General features: G+C 33.1%; 16 protein-coding genes. 5 read left to right on the top strand and 11 right to left on the bottom strand.

All coding sequences use genetic code 11. The features are described from left to right. Positions 1–5: 5 nt before the first annotated feature. Genes PYW31_RS00590 through PYW31_RS00575 form a run of 4 tightly spaced genes read right to left on the bottom strand, consistent with a single transcriptional unit; the run spans position 6 to position 3,952 of the window. The gene (locus PYW31_RS00590; RefSeq protein ID WP_046838015.1) at positions 6–1,025 is read right to left on the bottom strand and encodes a sugar kinase; all 1,020 of its coding nucleotides are present in this window, start codon (positions 1,023–1,025) and stop codon (positions 6–8) included. Next, complete coding sequence (gene dagF / locus PYW31_RS00585) at positions 1,018–1,767, bottom strand: 2-dehydro-3-deoxy-phosphogluconate aldolase (RefSeq protein WP_046838014.1); 750 nt, start codon at positions 1,765–1,767, stop codon at positions 1,018–1,020. The genes PYW31_RS00590 and dagF overlap by 8 nt, the downstream gene beginning before the upstream one ends. Continuing rightward, a complete protein-coding gene (locus PYW31_RS00580) occupies positions 1,768–2,874 on the bottom strand; it encodes a DgaE family pyridoxal phosphate-dependent ammonia lyase (RefSeq protein ID WP_046838013.1) in 1,107 nt (368 codons plus the stop codon). Then, entirely contained in the window at positions 2,852–3,952 is a 1,101-nt protein-coding gene (locus tag PYW31_RS00575) for an amidohydrolase/deacetylase family metallohydrolase (protein ID WP_046838012.1), read from the bottom strand. Before PYW31_RS00575 ends, PYW31_RS00580 begins: the two co-directional genes overlap by 23 nt. Positions 3,953–4,364: 412 nt before the next feature. On the opposite strand from PYW31_RS00575, the gene trhO reads away from it, so the two are divergent. Beyond that, positions 4,365–5,318: an oxygen-dependent tRNA uridine(34) hydroxylase TrhO gene (trhO, locus tag PYW31_RS00570; RefSeq protein ID WP_046838011.1), complete on the top strand. Its 954-nt coding sequence runs from the start codon at positions 4,365–4,367 to the stop codon at positions 5,316–5,318. 54 nt (positions 5,319–5,372) lie between these two features. Here the strand turns inward: trhO and PYW31_RS00565 are convergent, their stop codons facing one another. After that, positions 5,373–6,212, bottom strand: a complete 840-nt coding sequence (locus PYW31_RS00565; protein ID WP_046838010.1) for a YitT family protein — start codon at positions 6,210–6,212, stop codon at positions 5,373–5,375. Positions 6,213–6,574: 362 nt separating this feature from the next. Here PYW31_RS00565 and PYW31_RS00560 point away from each other — a divergent pair, with 362 nt between their 5' ends. Both PYW31_RS00560 and PYW31_RS00555 read left to right on the top strand, forming a co-directional pair. Next, positions 6,575–7,549 (top strand): quercetin 2,3-dioxygenase, encoded by a 975-nt coding sequence (locus PYW31_RS00560; RefSeq protein WP_053042490.1) that lies wholly within the window; start codon positions 6,575–6,577, stop codon positions 7,547–7,549. A gap of 187 nt (positions 7,550–7,736) precedes the next feature. Further along, positions 7,737–8,162: a MaoC family dehydratase gene (locus PYW31_RS00555; RefSeq protein ID WP_046838008.1), complete on the top strand. Its 426-nt coding sequence runs from the start codon at positions 7,737–7,739 to the stop codon at positions 8,160–8,162. Positions 8,163–8,337: 175 nt separating this feature from the next. On the opposite strand, the gene PYW31_RS00550 is transcribed toward PYW31_RS00555, so the two are convergent. Together PYW31_RS00550 and PYW31_RS00545 are read right to left on the bottom strand one after the other, a co-directional pair. Beyond that, positions 8,338–8,745, bottom strand: coding sequence for a MerR family transcriptional regulator (locus tag PYW31_RS00550; RefSeq protein WP_232772333.1), 408 nt, complete (start codon positions 8,743–8,745; stop codon positions 8,338–8,340). Positions 8,746–8,913: 168 nt separating this feature from the next. Continuing rightward, complete coding sequence (locus PYW31_RS00545; protein WP_046838006.1) at positions 8,914–9,741, bottom strand: LysR family transcriptional regulator; 828 nt, start codon at positions 9,739–9,741, stop codon at positions 8,914–8,916. 123 nt (positions 9,742–9,864) lie between these two features. Between PYW31_RS00545 and PYW31_RS00540 the strand changes: the two genes are divergently transcribed. Continuing rightward, complete coding sequence (locus PYW31_RS00540; RefSeq protein ID WP_046838005.1) at positions 9,865–10,860, top strand: YeiH family protein; 996 nt, start codon at positions 9,865–9,867, stop codon at positions 10,858–10,860. Between the two features lie 133 nt (positions 10,861–10,993). On the opposite strand, the gene PYW31_RS00535 is transcribed toward PYW31_RS00540, so the two are convergent. The 4 genes from PYW31_RS00535 to fadH all read right to left on the bottom strand — a co-directional run bounded on the left by PYW31_RS00535 (position 10,994) and on the right by fadH (position 14,668). Continuing rightward, positions 10,994–11,698 (bottom strand): transglycosylase family protein, encoded by a 705-nt coding sequence (locus PYW31_RS00535; protein WP_046838004.1) that lies wholly within the window; start codon positions 11,696–11,698, stop codon positions 10,994–10,996. 391 nt (positions 11,699–12,089) lie between these two features. After that, positions 12,090–12,599, bottom strand: a complete 510-nt coding sequence (locus PYW31_RS00530; RefSeq protein ID WP_046838003.1) for a YfiT family bacillithiol transferase — start codon at positions 12,597–12,599, stop codon at positions 12,090–12,092. Between the two features lie 253 nt (positions 12,600–12,852). Continuing rightward, the gene (locus PYW31_RS00525) at positions 12,853–13,560 is read right to left on the bottom strand and encodes a transglycosylase family protein (RefSeq protein WP_046837589.1); all 708 of its coding nucleotides are present in this window, start codon (positions 13,558–13,560) and stop codon (positions 12,853–12,855) included. A 343-nt stretch (positions 13,561–13,903) separates the two neighbouring features. After that, on the bottom strand, positions 13,904–14,668 hold the full coding sequence (gene fadH, locus PYW31_RS00520) for a 2,4-dienoyl-CoA reductase (RefSeq protein WP_046837590.1): 765 nt from the start codon (positions 14,666–14,668) through the stop codon (positions 13,904–13,906). A gap of 392 nt (positions 14,669–15,060) precedes the next feature. On the opposite strand from fadH, the gene PYW31_RS00515 reads away from it, so the two are divergent. Then, positions 15,061–16,350 (top strand): condensation domain-containing protein, encoded by a 1,290-nt coding sequence (locus tag PYW31_RS00515; RefSeq protein ID WP_046837591.1) that lies wholly within the window; start codon positions 15,061–15,063, stop codon positions 16,348–16,350. Positions 16,351–16,378 lie beyond the last annotated feature (28 nt).

The raw sequence follows: 16,378 nt of genomic DNA, 5'->3' as shown, positions 1-16,378 counted from the left end.
ATCAATTACCTCTCTATATCATTTTTTTCCTCATTTATGATTTTAATTATATCATCAGTATCAAACAATGGTGTATCTCCCGAAATAGTATGTGCAAGAATACATGATGCAGCTGAAAAGTTAACTGTATCTTGGTGATTCATGTTGGAAAGTGTGCCATGAATGACGCCACAAGTGTATGCATCGCCTGTACCAATTCTATCTAAAATGTCTACATTAAATGATTTCGAATAGTACATCTCATTCCCACTATATAAGTAACCTTTAATGACATTATGATTGCTACCACGAATCGTACGTATTGTTCCAGCAATTGTATTAATATTATATTTATCAGCCACTACAGGTAACAATGACTCTAGTTGTCCCTCTCGAGTTAGTTCAGTTGTTTGTAAACCCAGCGTGAGCATAGCGTCTTTTTCACTCATGATAACTATATCCGCTTCTGCTAAAATCTTTTCATAGAATGGTTTAGCATTGATATTTCCATTATCCCCCCATAATGAGGGTCTAAAATTACAATCAAACACAATTTTTATTCCTTGTGTTTTCGCTAATTTCACTAAACTTAATACGTTTTCTCTGGTAAGTGAATTCATCGCTAAAGTAATACCACAAATATGTAGTACATCGACATTTTCGAGCTTCTGTAAAAGATTGTATTGCGAAATATCAGTCGTGTTAAAACTACTCTGTTGTCTATTGGCATAAGTTACTATACTAGCCCTAGGACCAAATCCTTTTTCTAAAAAATACATTCCTAAATTATCATTATTTTTAATAATAAATTCACTACGAATACCTAGCTTGCGTATCGCACCAATAGCTGCCGTCCCAATAGAATTATTCGGTACAGCACTAATCAAACTTGAATCATATCCAAATTGTGCGAGTAAGCCTGTTACATTAACACCTGTGCCAGTAAACGAAAAATTCAAATTCTCAGATTGTCTTAGTAGTAAATGGTTTGGTGCTTCTAAGCGCATCATTATTTCTCCGTATGCTGCAACATGTTTTTTATTCATAATGATCAACTAAGCTTTTTATTTTATGCGTAAGCCATGCCACATCATCGATATTCGTTAATCCAGTATCTTTATCAATAATCGAAGAATAAACATGAGGAATAATTTTAGGCACATTAGATTCTAATGCAATTTGTAAAATTTCTTCAAAATTCTCCTTGGTAATGCCCCCGGTTGGTTCTAATCCAAAACCTGCAGCACCACATGCTTGTGCGACATATTTATACTCTTCAATTGTTTCTAAACCGTTCATTGGGAAAAATTTAATTGAAGCTCCACCCATATCTTTAATTAATTGAATTGCAGCTTCAACAGGTATAATCGCTTTTTCAGAACATGCACTACTAAAAGGCCCAGTTGAAATATTGACATACCCAGTCTTGCCAGAAGGAGATACTAATGCATTCACCCAGGTATCTTCTCCACTATTGGCTGCCGTTTGACCGACACTCGTGAATACTTGGTTAATATGAGATCCTTGGTATGAGCGTGCAATATCTGATACAACTTTCGCTTGTCTATTATCTCCAGCACCTAGTCCTATTGAAATTGCATCATCTACATGCACACCATACGCACGCATCCCGTCTACAGCTTCAGCTACACTTTCATAATCCTTCGATAAAACCCCTATCACTACATTTTTTTCTGCTGCTTGATAAATATCTATAATGTTTTTCTCACCTTTTGCCAATACATTAAGCGAGACTCTATCTTTATAAAATCTGTTTGAAATTTTCATTTATATTTCCCCCTCTATAATTTGAGTCATCGTTTTAAAAATCACTTCAATTTCACCTTGCTTTAATGGTCTAGGGTCAATATCAAAATACCCTTGTTTCACGCCATAATCACGCGTATAGATTGCAATTTCAGCTTGCTTTAATTTTTCTGTAAATACTTCTGCAGTTAGATTCAATATTTTAGGGGCTACATGCACACGTGTTCTATAAATTGCTCTTCCGGCTTCATCTTGTATCATCTCTAAATTCACACCGTCATAATCATTTAGTGGCTCTAGTTTTTTTAACTCATTTCTTTCATATTGTGAGTTATCTTTTTTCTCAAAATATTCGTCTAAAGCTTGCAGCAGACCAAAGGTTGACTCCTTGCCTACTTTCATACTTCTTCCAATAAAGTTTAATTGTACTTTTACTGATTCAATGAGTAATCTTTTTCCAGCTACAATACCAGTCGTAGGACCTTGAATTGCTTTTGATCCACTGTATATCGCTAAATCTGAATATTTTACATATTTTTCCAAGTCTTCTTCCGCAGCTGCATCTACAATTAATGGGATATGATATTCTTGCGCTATTGCATAAATGTCTTCTACAGATGCCATATTTTTTTGAACTGCGTGGTGTGATTTGACATATAAAATGGCAGCAGTATTATTATTAATAGCCTCTTGTACATGAGTGGCATTCCCTTCATTGGCATAACCAACTTCAACTACTGAGCCTCCACCTAAATAAATCATAGTCTCTATCGGGGCACCATATTGTACATTGTGTCCCTTAAATATAATTATTTCTTTTTTATCTATGTGGTCATTGTGCAAGCGCTGACTCATACGTTTATTTCCGCCTGTAATTACTCCAGCAACTGATAACGCGATACCACTAGAGGCTGAGTTCACAACTACTGCATCTTCAGCATTTATTTTTTCTGCAATATAGCGTCCTGATTTATTAACTAAGTCTGAAATTTCAACATAATTTTGACCGCCAAATTTCATTGCATTCATTACAGTATCAGTTGGTGATGAAACGCCGAGGATACTCATTCTGCCACTCGCATTAATTACTTGTTTTAATCCATATTTAGAGTTTAATGAATCTACCATTTGAAACCACGCCTCTTTCTTTAATTATTTTAGAACTATTCATGATTTGATTATCTGAATCTATCAGTTTTTGGTTGTTGTCCGACACATCAAATATCGTTAAATTAGCTTTAATACCTTCTTTCAATTCTGCTAGTTCAGGTCTATCGATTATTTTTGCTGGCATAGTAGTTACTGCACTAATAATATCTTCTAACGTATAACCCAAACATAAAAACTTAGTTAATACGTTAGATAAACTAAACACTGGCCCTTCGACCCTATTTTTTTTATAAATATCAGTACTAATCGTATTGAATTTTACATGCGCCTTTCGAGCTTGTTGAGCCACTTTAAATGAAAAACTCGCATTACCATGCCCGACGTCTAAATAAACACCTCTATCAACTGCGTCTTTCAATACAGTCAACGGTTCGCCGTTTTCATCAAACAAATTATTCTCCTTACCATTTAAATAATGTGTAATGATATCCCCTTTTCTAAGCAATGGAATAACATCTTCAATTTTTGGCGGCGCCGAGCCAATATGTGTCATGATAGGCAAGCTTATTTCATTACTAATCTCTATCGCTTTTTCTAATGGGATAACGCCATTCCCTTTAACAACACTGCTACTGATACGTGTTTTTAATCCAATAATCATATCCTCGTATAACTTACAAGCTGCTATGCATTGATGTTGATTAATCCAATCTAAGTTGGATAGTTCATCAATTCTTTCGAGGCCAATATTAGATATATTTATAAATGCTAAAACATTCGTTTGACTCTGTTGCGCTCTTTGATATAACTCATTTATTCTATTTGCTCCACAGCTACCAGCATCCACTATTGTGGTCACACCTTGTTTTACTCCTATAGCGTCTATTTCATCACCATATGGGCTAAAATCAGAGAACGCATGAACGTGCATATCAATCCACCCAGTTGACACAAACGAATCAGAGCCATCAAATAAAATGTTCCCTTCTAATGTATCGCCCTCGCTTATTTTCTTGATGATACCCTTTTCAAGTAAAATATCTATCCGTTTTCCTTCTATAGTTGCAATATTTTTGATAAGTCCTGTACTTTCCACAATGTCTCACCTCTCGAAAAAGATTATAACATTATAATGTTTGTAAACGCAATCATTATAATGTTTATTCTTATATCATGAAAGGTTAAACCAATATGCCTTTGATATCTTACTTAATGTATCATTAACAATTAAAATTCATATATTTTTGTTGGTTATCTTTGCCGTTATTTGCTATTTTCATTCAATTCAAAAATTACTTCTTTTATCGGAATTTTTGAATTGAATAATATACCTTTTTTGTTACAATATAGTGAGGAGAATTTTGTTCTTTTATTCAAAGTGACTTAATCGGTGTGATTAAAACTTTTAAAGTTGAAGATAACAGCTATAGATTATATATAACAACCGTTCAAACTTAAATTTTATATAAACAAATAATGAAAAGACTATACTAGAGGAGAATTGAATTATGGATTATAGAGTATTATTGTATTATAAATATACATCACTTGATGAGCCCGAAACATTTGCTACTGAGCACTTAGATTTTTGTAAATCATTAGATCTTAAAGGTCGTATTTTAGTATCAACAGAAGGAATTAATGGTACTGTATCTGGTACTGTTGAAGCAACTGACCAATATATGGAAGCATTACAATCAGACGAAAGATTTAAAGGAATTACTTTTAAAATTGATGAATCTGAAGGTCATGCATTCAAGAAGATGCACGTGCGTGCGCGTGAGGAAATTGTTGCTTTAGACTTAGAAGATGACGTTAATCCTAGAGAATTAACAGGAGCATACTTATCTCCAAAAGAATTTAAAGAAGCATTACAATCAGATGATACTGTAGTCATCGATGCGCGTAATGACTATGAATATGACTTAGGTCATTTCCGTGGTGCTGTTCGTCCAAATATTACTAGATTTAGAGACTTACCTGACTGGATTAAAGAAAACAAAGAACAATTTATGGACAAGAAAATTGTCACTTATTGTACTGGCGGTATTCGTTGTGAAAAATTCTCTGGCTTCTTATTAAAAGAAGGCTTTGAAGATGTTAGCCAACTTGAAGGTGGTATCGCTACTTATGGTAAAGACCCTGAAACTCAAGGCGAATTATGGGACGGTAAAATGTACGTCTTCGATGAACGTATTAGTGTAGAAATCAACCAAGTAGATAAAAATGTTGTAGGCAAAGAATGGTTCGATGGTACACCTTGCGAGCGTTATATCAACTGTAGTAACCCTGAATGTAATCGTCAAATTCTAGTTTCAGAAGAAAACGAAGCACGTTATTTAGGTGCTTGCTCACATGATTGTGCTGCACAAGAAAGCAATCGTTATGTAAAAACGCATAACATCAGTGATGAAGAAAAAACACAACGCTTAGAAAACTTTAAAGACCTTGTACATCAATAGTATTAAAAAATCCTGCCATGCTTTAGCCATGGCAGGATTTTTAATACTATTTAATTATTGTAGATTCATAAAGCCATTACCCAACACATCTCTCACATCATGAATAACAAGAAATGCATGTTCATCGTGTGAATTTACGATTTTCTTTATATGCGAAAGTTGGTTTTGAGGCACGACCACATACAGTACTTGTCTCTCTTTTTGCCCAAAACCGCCTACGCCATTTAATAATGTTGATCCACGACCCGTCTCCCGATTAATTTGATTACTAATCTTCGTATTAGCTTCAGAAATAATGGTAATTGCCTTTTTAGGGTTAAACCCTTCGATGACAAATGACATACTTTTTTCCACAATGAATAACATTACGATGGTATACAATACTTTTTCTATAGGTAAAACAATTAAGAATGATAATACAATCAATGAGTCCAAGACAAACAACGCTTGGGAAGTCTTAATTTCAGTGTATTTATTGATAATCTTCGCAATAACAGATGTTCCCCCAAGTGTACTGCGTGCTGCGATAACTAGTCCTGAACCTATCCCTATTAATACACCAGAAAAGACAGTATTTATAAAATCAGATTCTATGTGTAAATTTAATGGTTCTGTGATACCAATAAAAAAAGAACTTGAAATAACTGTAATTAAAGTATAAATCGCTGTCGTTTTACTTAAATATTTCCAACCGACAACAATCAGAATCAAATTTATAATCAGTGAAGTGAGTGCTGGCGATAATCCAAGTGTATATTTTAAGTTTAATGAAACACCGACAGTACCACCCTCACCTAAATTAGAAGCAATGATAAATGCATTGATTCCAATAGCAATGATAAAAGTCCCTAAAATACAATAGCATATATTTTTAAAATGAATTCTATATAACATATTGCTCCCTCTCTTTCTCAGGTTATTTTTTTAAATCAAAACCCGTTCCCCAATCATTTAACAACCTATCTATAAACATAAAAAAGAAACTCTCTAGTTCGCTACTAAAAAGTTTTAAACATATTTTTATGACGTTCGTTATAATCACACAAGCTACTATACTAGTACATAATCCCCTTCATTTCAAATAGATAAACTAAACAAATTTTAAAAATAACGTAAAATTTCAACTAGAAGCGTTTATATTGTTCTTAAAATTGTCACTTATGAAAGAGTTATAATTTATATAAAATAAAAAGATAGTGTTGATTTATATACGTTCACTTTACTTATAAATATAGAAGAAAATGAGGAGATTCAATTTGGATATATTAAGAAATGAGTTACCTACTACAAAGATACCTTATATTATCGAAAATGGTTCTGGCGAACATTTTATATGGAATAGACAAGTATTCACCTTTTTATCAACAAACAAAAGTACAGGAAATATGTTTGAAGTTGTCACTATTACAGGTGGAAAAAATGAATGTTTTCCTGCGCATCTACATGAAAAAATGTATGAGTCCATATTAGTAACGGAAGGTGTACTTGATATTCATTTAGAAAACAAAACATTAACATTAAACAGAGGTGATTATGTACTTATCCCACCTGGTTTAAGTCATGGCTATAGTATGCAAGCCCACCGTACAAAAATACTAACTTATACGATTGACGGCAACATAACGGAGATGTATCAATTTATAGGTCAACAGTATAGTCATTCCAAACACCCTGCTTATATTAGTCGGGCTGAAACTTTAGCGAAATTAGACTTAGAAACTCAATTTGATATAAAATTTACTGATAAAAATTCCACTGATTCTAAAATTTTATATTGGCCTTCAGGCGAGGGAGACAATGTCTTAACAGGTGATCAGTTACATTCATTAATAACAACTCAAAAAGACACAGAAGACAACTATATTGTCGTGTCTACAGAAGGACCAATTGGAGATGCGATTGTATCTCATTATCATGAAAAACATACAGAAACGTTTTACTGCTTTGATGGCAAAGTCACAATGTGGGTAGGAGAACAAAGTCAGGAAATTGTTTTATATCCTGGTGATTTTTTACATGCACCAGCAGGGACAATACACTCTTATCGTTTCGATGCACACTATAGTAAAATGATTGGTTTATTAGTACCTGGATTATTTGAACCTTTCTTCCGAACATTAGGTGAACCCTATGATTTCACGACGTTCCCTAATGAACCCCAACCTTTAAGCTTTGAAAAGGTCATCGCAAATATTGATACATTAGACCTTAAATTTGTATCACACGACTAACATTTTCCAATGTCATATTATTTATTGAGAATCTTGCGTAAAGCCTAGCAGTTTAATGGATAGCTTTTATTATAAATGATATGATTATTAGTGCTATAAAGCTTGTTCTCTTTCCTATCTACTTCTTATGTAGTGCGAAAATATTTATAGTATAATTTTTTAAATATTAACAAGTGAGGTACTTATTATGAAATTTGATGAATTCTCAATTGGAGATACATTTACAACCAACGATTATAAAGTGACAGATAAAGATATTCATGAATTTGCCAGCGAATTTGATCCACAATATATACATATAGATAAAGAAAAAGCTGAGCAAGGTCGCTTTAAAGGGATTATTGCTTCTGGTATACATACCCTTTCACTTTCTTTTAAATTATGGGTTGAAACCAAAAAATATGGTGAAGACATCATTGCTGGAACACAAATGAATAATATTAAATTTATTAAACCCGTCTTTCCCAATGATTCTTTACATGTTGTTATTAAAGTCATAGATAAACATTCTATCAAACCAGACAGTGGTCTATTAACTGTGCGTTTATCGACATTTAATCAAGACGATGATATTGTCTTTAAAGGTGAATTAACCGCGCTTATAGCTAAATAAAACCAACATAATAATATGTTGGTTTAGCACACAGACAAGTCAAATGCTAAAATGCATTTGGCTTTTTTTAATATTAATTTGTTATCTAATATAATTTTACTACCTAGATTCCAGGTGATTTCTATTTAAAATATTCTTGTATCTATTTTAAATACTATGATACGCGATGTATCAATCATTGTCTAAGCGCTTCTTCCCTTGGCTTTAAAACTGTTTCATAATTATCTATCTTTTTATTGAGAAGCTCTAAAGTATCATTCATTTGTTGTATTGTATTTAATACCGTTTCTCTTTGCTCTGATAATATGGCCAGTCGCTCCGCTTGAGTATCTTCACCTTGCTGAAAGAGCTCTAAGTAATGTGCCAATGCCTCGATTGAAAGTCCAGACTGTCTCATACATTTCGCTAAATTAATCCAATTCAAATCATCTTCAGTATAATTTCTGACACCACCATTTGTTCTAGAAATTTGTGGAATGATCCCAATTTTTTCATAATAACGAAGTGTATCTATACTTATTTCCATTTTTTTACTTACTTCTGATATAAGCAAATTCTCACTTCCTTTATCTCGTTTTATCATACACCCTCGAGTTCAGACCGAGTCAACAGTAATGCATTTTAATTTTATTTGCCCTATATTGATTCCCTATATTTAAAATTCCAAATCCGTTTTCTTTGTATAGCTGATTTATAGTTCTTATCAATTTATAGTAATAACTAGCAATCTCTCCTATCGTTGACTCTAGAGTTAATAATCCTTCTTCAAATTTTCAATTAAAATTTTTAAATTTGTATCTATATATTTATTTTTATGTGTCAGTAAATAAAAATAACGTTCTATGTTTAATGGTTGAACATCTAACTTTTCAAAATCGTATGGTGTAAGCGTTGTTTTTGAAACAATAGCGAACCCATTCCCTGAATGAACCATATGCTTAATTAAACTCGTATTATTAATTTCTACTAAGTTCGGATGTAATTGTAACTGTGATAAGCCAATTTCTTGATAGACACGCGTACCGGAACCTCTTTCACGAATAAAACACGTATCTGTAAGCACTGATTTTGTTTTTTTATGAATTAACACCATTTCATCTTTCGCAATACGTGTACTGTGTATCATATGATCATGAATTTCTTTTTCAATAATCCCTAAATCAATAATGTTGTTTTTAATATTTTGTATCATTGATTCTGAATTATCTAAGTGTACATGGATGTATAGTTCGGGATATCTCTCTGCTAAATCTGTAAGGTGTTGAGATAATCGATATTCTCCATAGGTGAAACTACTTCCTATTGTAATCTCGCCTGAAATTGTATTTGGCTTCATTTTTAAATCATGCCATAGTGCTTCTTCTAAATGTGCACGTTGCAATGCATATTGAAATAACTTTTTACCATCATTTGTTAATGTTAATTGTGCATGTCTAAACTCGAATATTTTTACATCATATTGTGTTTCAAGTCGTTTAATATCTCGACTGATAGATGGTTGAGATGTGTATAAATTCTCAGCAGCTTTAGTGAAACTTTGCGCCTTTACTACTTCAGTTAACACTTTAAATGGATCCACAAGTCATACCTCCTCATTATTATCTCTCATATTATAACAATTTTGTTATGGGTTACATACCAAATATTTATTTCTCGTTATAGAAATATGGTGCTAGACTTTCAATATAAGGAGGAGATAACCGTGATAACTTTTAAAAATAAATCATTCGTCATTGGCCTATTATTTACATTTATGATTGCGATCATTAGTTTATTAGTTACAAAGTTACCAATATTAGATAAAGTTGGCGCCTTATCTATAGCAATATTAATTGCGATTATATATAGACATTTTAAAGGTTATCCAGAAAAGTACCGTCAGGGTATTACTTTCTCTTCTAAACGATTATTGAAATTCGCTATTATTTTATACGGTCTAAAATTAAATATTTATGATGTTATTGGCCAAGGTAGCGGCTTACTATTTATAGATATTGGCGTCATCATTTTGACCATTGCATTTATATTTGTAATTAACATATTTTTAAAAGGTGACAAACACTTAGTGTTACTTTTAGGTATAGGTACTGCTGTGTGCGGTGCTGCTGCCGTTGCAGCTGTTTCGCCTATCTTGAAATCTCGTGAAAAAGATTCCGCAATAAGTATTGGTATTATTGCTCTAATTGGCACTGTATTTTCACTGGCTTATACACTGATATATTCTATTTTTACAATTTCCCCACAAGTTTACGGTATATGGTCAGGTATTAGCTTACATGAAATAGCCCACGTTATTCTTGCCGCAGACTACTCAGGTCAAACAGCATTAGAGCTCGGTTTATTAGGCAAACTTGGTCGTGTGTTCTTATTAATACCATTAAGTATTATTTTGATTATTGTAATGAATTTAAAATCAAAAACGTCTACAAGACCACAACGAATTGATATCCCCTATTTCTTAATAGGATTTGTGGTAATGGCTTTTATTCATACTTATGTTGATATACCCGCAGTATTGATGCAAGTAATCAATATCATCACTACGCTGAGCTTACTTATGGCTATGGTAGCTTTAGGCTTAAATGTATCATTTAAAGATTTAAAAAATCGTGCGTTCAAACCATTAGTCGCTGTCATTATTACATCTATATGCTTATCAATAGCAACATTTTTATTTATCAATGTTATTTATGGGTAGTAAAAAATTGAGTAAAATGAATCCAAAGTGATATATATTTATTTAACTAAGTTAACACAAAAAACCCCCTATCTCTAAAATAGAAATAGGGGTATCTTATGTCTTTTATATTAAGTAAATACTGCTTTTTAAATTATGCAGTAACCCATTGTGATGCACCAGCTGAGTTGTATAAATCTACTGCTGCTTGGTCTTGTACTGATTCTGGTGCTTCAGTTGGTGATACACCTTTATATTCTGCAGGTGCTACTGAATCCCATGTACTTTGTAAGAATTGGTATTTACCTGCTGCACCTGATGAAGGGTTTACAGCTTTAAGATCGCCACCTGATTCACGTTGAGCGATTTGTTGTAAATGAGCGTTAACATTTACTGATGAACCTTCTGAAGCTTGACTTGATTGAGTTGTAGTCGCTTCTTGTTGTGGTTGTTGTGTTTCTGCTGTTTGTGGTGCCGCTTCTTGTTGTGGTGCCGCTTCTTGTTGTGGTGCCGCTTCTTGTTGTGGTGCCGCTTCTTGTTGTGGTTGTTCTGTTTGTTGAGCTTGTTCACTGTTATCTGTAGATTGTTCTACTGAACCATTAGCATCTCCACCAAAGCCCCAGCTAAAGTTTTGACCGTCTGATTCAAAGTGATAATTAACACCATCTACATTAAAGTTATAGTTATATGCACCTTCTTGAATAGGTGATGCATTTAATTGGCTTGAATTTGTTTGTGCTTGTTGCGCTAATTGTGCCTCATTAATCCCTGTTTCTGAAGCATCCGCTGAATTTCCTGCTGCTCCTGCTGTTACCCCAAGTCCTACTGCTAACGTTGATACGATTACTGCTTTTTTCATTATTAAAAAGTCCTCCCAAATAAGATAATTAGTCGTTCGATTAATTTGCTAGATTTACTATAACACCTAAAAATGAGTTGTAGGTTACAGGCAGGTGAAAAAAACAAGTCTTTCTTTACATCCTAATGACAAGAAAAATAATGCTTTTCTTGGCAAAAAGCGATTCAAATACTTTCATGTAAGCTTTAATTACATAAATTACGTTGTATTCCACTGTAACACAAGTGTAACAAGTTACGAAAAATCCGTATTTATACTTTTTTAAATAGATATTTCATTTTTTAAAAACATTTGATGCAAACTATTTTTTGAATATGTATTTTACAAGTAATTATTATTGTTTTACAACAAAGTAAGCCGCCTAAAACGCTTTATCTTAGGCAGCTTACTTTTATTTTGATAATGCTATTTTAATATGTGCTAGATGGTGTGCTTCATGCCAAGCTAATTTGGCTATTTTTTTAGCAACTGAAATTTCACCACTACCCTCAAGCGTAAATATTCGATGTAAATCTGATTCATTCAAACTATTTCCTAACGCTACAATTCGATTATTTAAACCTTCTAACAATTTAATCGAACTTTCTACAGGCAAGGCAGTGTCAGGTTGAATTGCCCACTTTTCTTGATCAAACGTAGTTATTGTCGGATTATTCTCCGTTAAAGCTAGCTTTAAACGCTGATACATATTTAATTGCGAATCTGCAATATGGTGTACAAGTTGACGAACTGTCCAGCTACCTTCACGATATGTTTTAGTCAAGTCTACATCATTCAAGGTATCTACTGTCTCTCTTAATTGGTCAGTATATGTATTTATTTCTCCTAACCAATATTGAACATTGTCTAAAGTTACTACCTCTGGAACTTCTAAAGGTCCAATAGGGAATTTCACATCCATTTCAATCACCTTTTCTCTATAATTAAATATTTAAAAACATATCTATCCTCATTTAATATTCACTTTTTTAGATTTAAATAAACGCTTAACTCTTAATACGTTTATTTATGATAGATTATAGCTACAACATTTAATGCTACTTTATTTCCTCGGAAATCTATACCATAACTTATTTTTTATACGCTATAAAAAACCCGCCTCTATATCGAGGCGGGGATGAAACACTTTATTTTATAATAATTCATTTTTTAGATTATGCAGTAACCCATTGTGATGCACCTGCTGAGTTATATAAATCTACTGCTGCTTGGTCTTGTACTGATTCTGGTGCTTCAGTTGGTGATTGACCTTTATATTCGTCAGGTGCTACTGAATCCCAAGTGCTTTGTAAGAATTGGTATTTACCTGCTGCACCTGATGATGGATTAACTGCTTTAAGATCGCCACCAGATTCACGTTCTGCAATTTGTTTTAAATGAGAGTTAACATTTACTGATGAACCTTCCGAAGCTTCACTTGATTCATTTGATGACTGTGTTGAAGTTGATGCTTGTTGTGGCTGTTCAGTTTGTTCTGTTTGTGGTGCCGCTTCTTGTTGTGGTTGTTGTGCTTGTTCTGTTTGTTGTGGAGCTGATTGTTGTGCTTGTTCCCCTGAAGCTTGTTGTGAACTATTATCTGTAGATTGGTTAGATGAAGTATTTGAACCTTCACCGTAACTCCAGCTAAAGTTTTCACCATCTGATTTGAAGTTATAGTTTACACCATCTTGACTAAAATTATAGTTATATGAACCATCTTGGATAGCTGATTCATTTAATTGGCTTGAATTTGATTGTGCTTGTTGTGCTAATTGTGCTTTATCTACACCTTGTTCTGAAGCGTCTGCTGCATTTCCTGCTGATGCTGCTCCTGTTACTCCTAGACCTACTGCTAACGTTGACGCGATTACTGTTTTTTTCATTATTAAAAAATCCTCCTATAAGGTAATTAGTTTTATGATTAATTTGCTAGATTCACTATAACACCTATAAAACCCTAGCAGGTTACAGTGAGGTGAAAATAACAGCCACTTCATTACACTCAAATGACATGTTATAACTTAATAACTCAGTCTGTAATAATCAAAAAAACTGCTATGGAGGTCTATAATTCGGTAAACGCACAAAATTATATGTAATTCTTTGTAATAAAGGCACGACAAATCGCACCTTTGTAATATATTAATAGTACCAAAGATGCTTTTTTATAATTAACTTTGCCTATTGCAACTTCTCTTATAGGAAGTAAAGGAAATATCTTTTTATTTAAAATGCATTCTGGTTTAGCCACTGTCCGCCATCCATCGTAATACATTCACCATTAATAAAGTCTGCATCATCAGAAAATAGAAACCGTGCTAGACCTGCTATTTCTTCAGTTCGTCCCATTCTTCCTATTGGTATACTTTCAAGTGTTTGTTGACGGGCTGTTTCTGATAACGTTAGTTTCTGGGCGCCACCAGTGTTTTCAATCGGACCTGGTGCAATAGCATTCACACAAATACCATATTTTGATCCCCATTCCACAGCAAGTGTTCTTGTCATAGCTAATACACCTGCTTTGGCACTCGCTGAATGAACAACACCAGGACCAGCTCTCCACGCATATGTTGCTACCATATTGAGGATACGCCCTTTTTGACCATTTTTAATCCATAGCTTACCCACTGCTTGTGTACAATTCCAAGTGCCATTCAATACAATATCAATTACAGAATTCCATCCATTAATAGATAAATCCTCTGCAGGACAAATAAAATTACCAGCCGCGTTATTAACTAAACCATCAATCTTGCCAAATTTTTTAATCGTTTCTTCTATAGTATACTGCACTCTTTCAGAATCCCGTACGTCCATATCAATGCATAGTACTTGTCCCTCATACTGTTCAATCTCTTTTTTTGTCATCTCTAACCGTTCTAAAGTACGTCCCGTTATTACGACCTTGGCACCTTCTTTCGCAAATCGTTGAGCCATTGCTTTCCCCATACCACTACTACCGCCTGTTACCAAAATCACTTTATCCTTCATTAAGCATTCTCCTTTGAAGCTATATTTAAAAGACGCCACCACAGTAAGCGCTTACAATTAATATTTCTAGTTGTTTACCCTCTTTTCTATAGTCAAATCTAATAATTATAACAACTATGTACGATTTACTTCTTGTCTAAAATGTATAGTTTAAACCTATCCCCTTTAAAATCGCTCTAAATAAATGACGCAACGTGCCACCCACCACCATTCGAACGTAACTACACAAAAAATTAAAATTCTTAATAAAACATTCAATAAACTTTAATAAAATTATTATTTTCTTGTTTTACTCTTTTTATAAAAGGGTATTATAAAAGTGTGTTTATTTTTTTAAGAAAATATAATATACTAAGTAGATTCTTTTAAATGATTTTTACAGGAGGGCTTAAATGTCTTTAGAAGGACTTACTTATGCACAAGAAGAGAATATTATCATGGATTTATTGGTTCCAAATACTAACATCAATAATATTTTAACTTTACTTCACATTGATGGCGACTATACTTACAATGCTATTAACGAAAGTTTAAATCAACTTATTGAAAATTATGACGCTTATAGATTACGCATTGATAATTCTCATCAAATCACAAAACAGTATATAACAGCATTTCAATTTCAAGAATTTCCATTAATTGAATTTAGTGATTATACACATTATGAAAACTATTTAAATGAACAGAGACATAGATGTGTGTTTGATTATAATCAACCACTTTATGACTTTAAAATTATTAAAAACGCAAACAATCAATATACTATAATGCTACTTCACCATCATTTAATTTCAGATGGTTGGAGCATGGCTATTACAAATCATTTTATAATGAAACAGCTTACCGGCTATGAAACACAAATCAATTATCACAGTTACCTTGAAACAGTAAAAATAGATGAACAATATCAATTGTCACCACGCTTTGAACGTGACCGTGCCTATTGGTTAAATAAATTATCAAACTATGAACAGAGCGCCTTTCCGATTCCGACAGCTGAGACACCCATCACAGCATCTCGCTCATCACATCAATTAAATAAAGATAGAGCAAGCATGCTTTATAAAATTTGTGATGACTTTTCTATCGGTGTGAGTACATTATTCTCATCTTTACTACATTTATATATGGGATATACGACGAATACAAACAATAATGCTATCAGTTTGTTATTTCATAATAGAAATACTTATCAAGAAAAATCAATTTGTGGTCAATTTGCCAGATTGTTGCCTTTCGTCATAGATATAGACTACAATGCGTCAGTGGGTATATACCTCGAAATGATTCGTCAGGAAAATTTCAGGTTAATGAAACATAAAAGATACCCATTCCTTAAAATTCTTGCTGACAATAAACATGCCAAGGGGTTAAGTTCCTGTTTCGTCTCATATCAAAATCAACAACGTGATAAGGCACTAGACAACAAAGGATTCAGCCACGAATGGTTATCCAACGACGCAATGGGTAACACTTTAAAAGTACACCTTCATAACAGAATTAATTCAGATGTATTAGACGTTGATTATGACTTTAAAACAGCTTTTCTCAATGAAACACAAATTGAACGCATGCATGAGAGTTTAATGCATATTTTAGAACAATTTCACGCTAGTTATAACACGTCATTAACAGATTTAGAAATTACACAACCTGACAAAACTACATCTTATTCATATTAAAAGTGTCACAAAATAAATAAAGCCCTTA

This window comes from Staphylococcus succinus, from assembly GCF_029024945.1.
GTDB lineage: Bacteria > Bacillota > Bacilli > Staphylococcales > Staphylococcaceae > Staphylococcus > Staphylococcus succinus.
The sequence above is the reverse complement of the archived record's forward strand: the minus strand, read 5'-3'. Positions and strand labels throughout refer to the sequence as shown.

Bases quoted from the DNA above. Each gene is read 5' to 3' on its own strand.
- PYW31_RS00550 (WP_232772333.1), bottom strand. From the start codon at position 8,745: ATGATAAAACGAGATAAAGGAAGTGAGAATTTGCTTATATCAGAAGTA.
- PYW31_RS00535 (WP_046838004.1), bottom strand. From the start codon at position 11,698: ATGAAAAAAGCAGTAATCGTATCAACGTTAGCAGTAGGACTTGGGGTA.
- PYW31_RS00515 (WP_046837591.1), top strand. From the start codon at position 15,061: ATGTCTTTAGAAGGACTTACTTATGCACAAGAAGAGAATATTATCATG.
- PYW31_RS00580 (WP_046838013.1), bottom strand. From the start codon at position 2,874: ATGGTAGATTCATTAAACTCTAAATATGGATTAAAACAAGTAATTAAT.
- dagF (WP_046838014.1), bottom strand. From the start codon at position 1,767: ATGAAAATTTCAAACAGATTTTATAAAGATAGAGTCTCGCTTAATGTA.
- PYW31_RS00555 (WP_046838008.1), top strand. From the start codon at position 7,737: ATGAAATTTGATGAATTCTCAATTGGAGATACATTTACAACCAACGAT.
- PYW31_RS00565 (WP_046838010.1), bottom strand. From the start codon at position 6,212: ATGTTATATAGAATTCATTTTAAAAATATATGCTATTGTATTTTAGGG.
- PYW31_RS00590 (WP_046838015.1), bottom strand. From the start codon at position 1,025: ATGAATAAAAAACATGTTGCAGCATACGGAGAAATAATGATGCGCTTA.
- PYW31_RS00530 (WP_046838003.1), bottom strand. From the start codon at position 12,599: ATGGATGTGAAATTCCCTATTGGACCTTTAGAAGTTCCAGAGGTAGTA.
- trhO (WP_046838011.1), top strand. From the start codon at position 4,365: ATGGATTATAGAGTATTATTGTATTATAAATATACATCACTTGATGAG.
- fadH (WP_046837590.1), bottom strand. From the start codon at position 14,668: ATGAAGGATAAAGTGATTTTGGTAACAGGCGGTAGTAGTGGTATGGGG.
- PYW31_RS00525 (WP_046837589.1), bottom strand. From the start codon at position 13,560: ATGAAAAAAACAGTAATCGCGTCAACGTTAGCAGTAGGTCTAGGAGTA.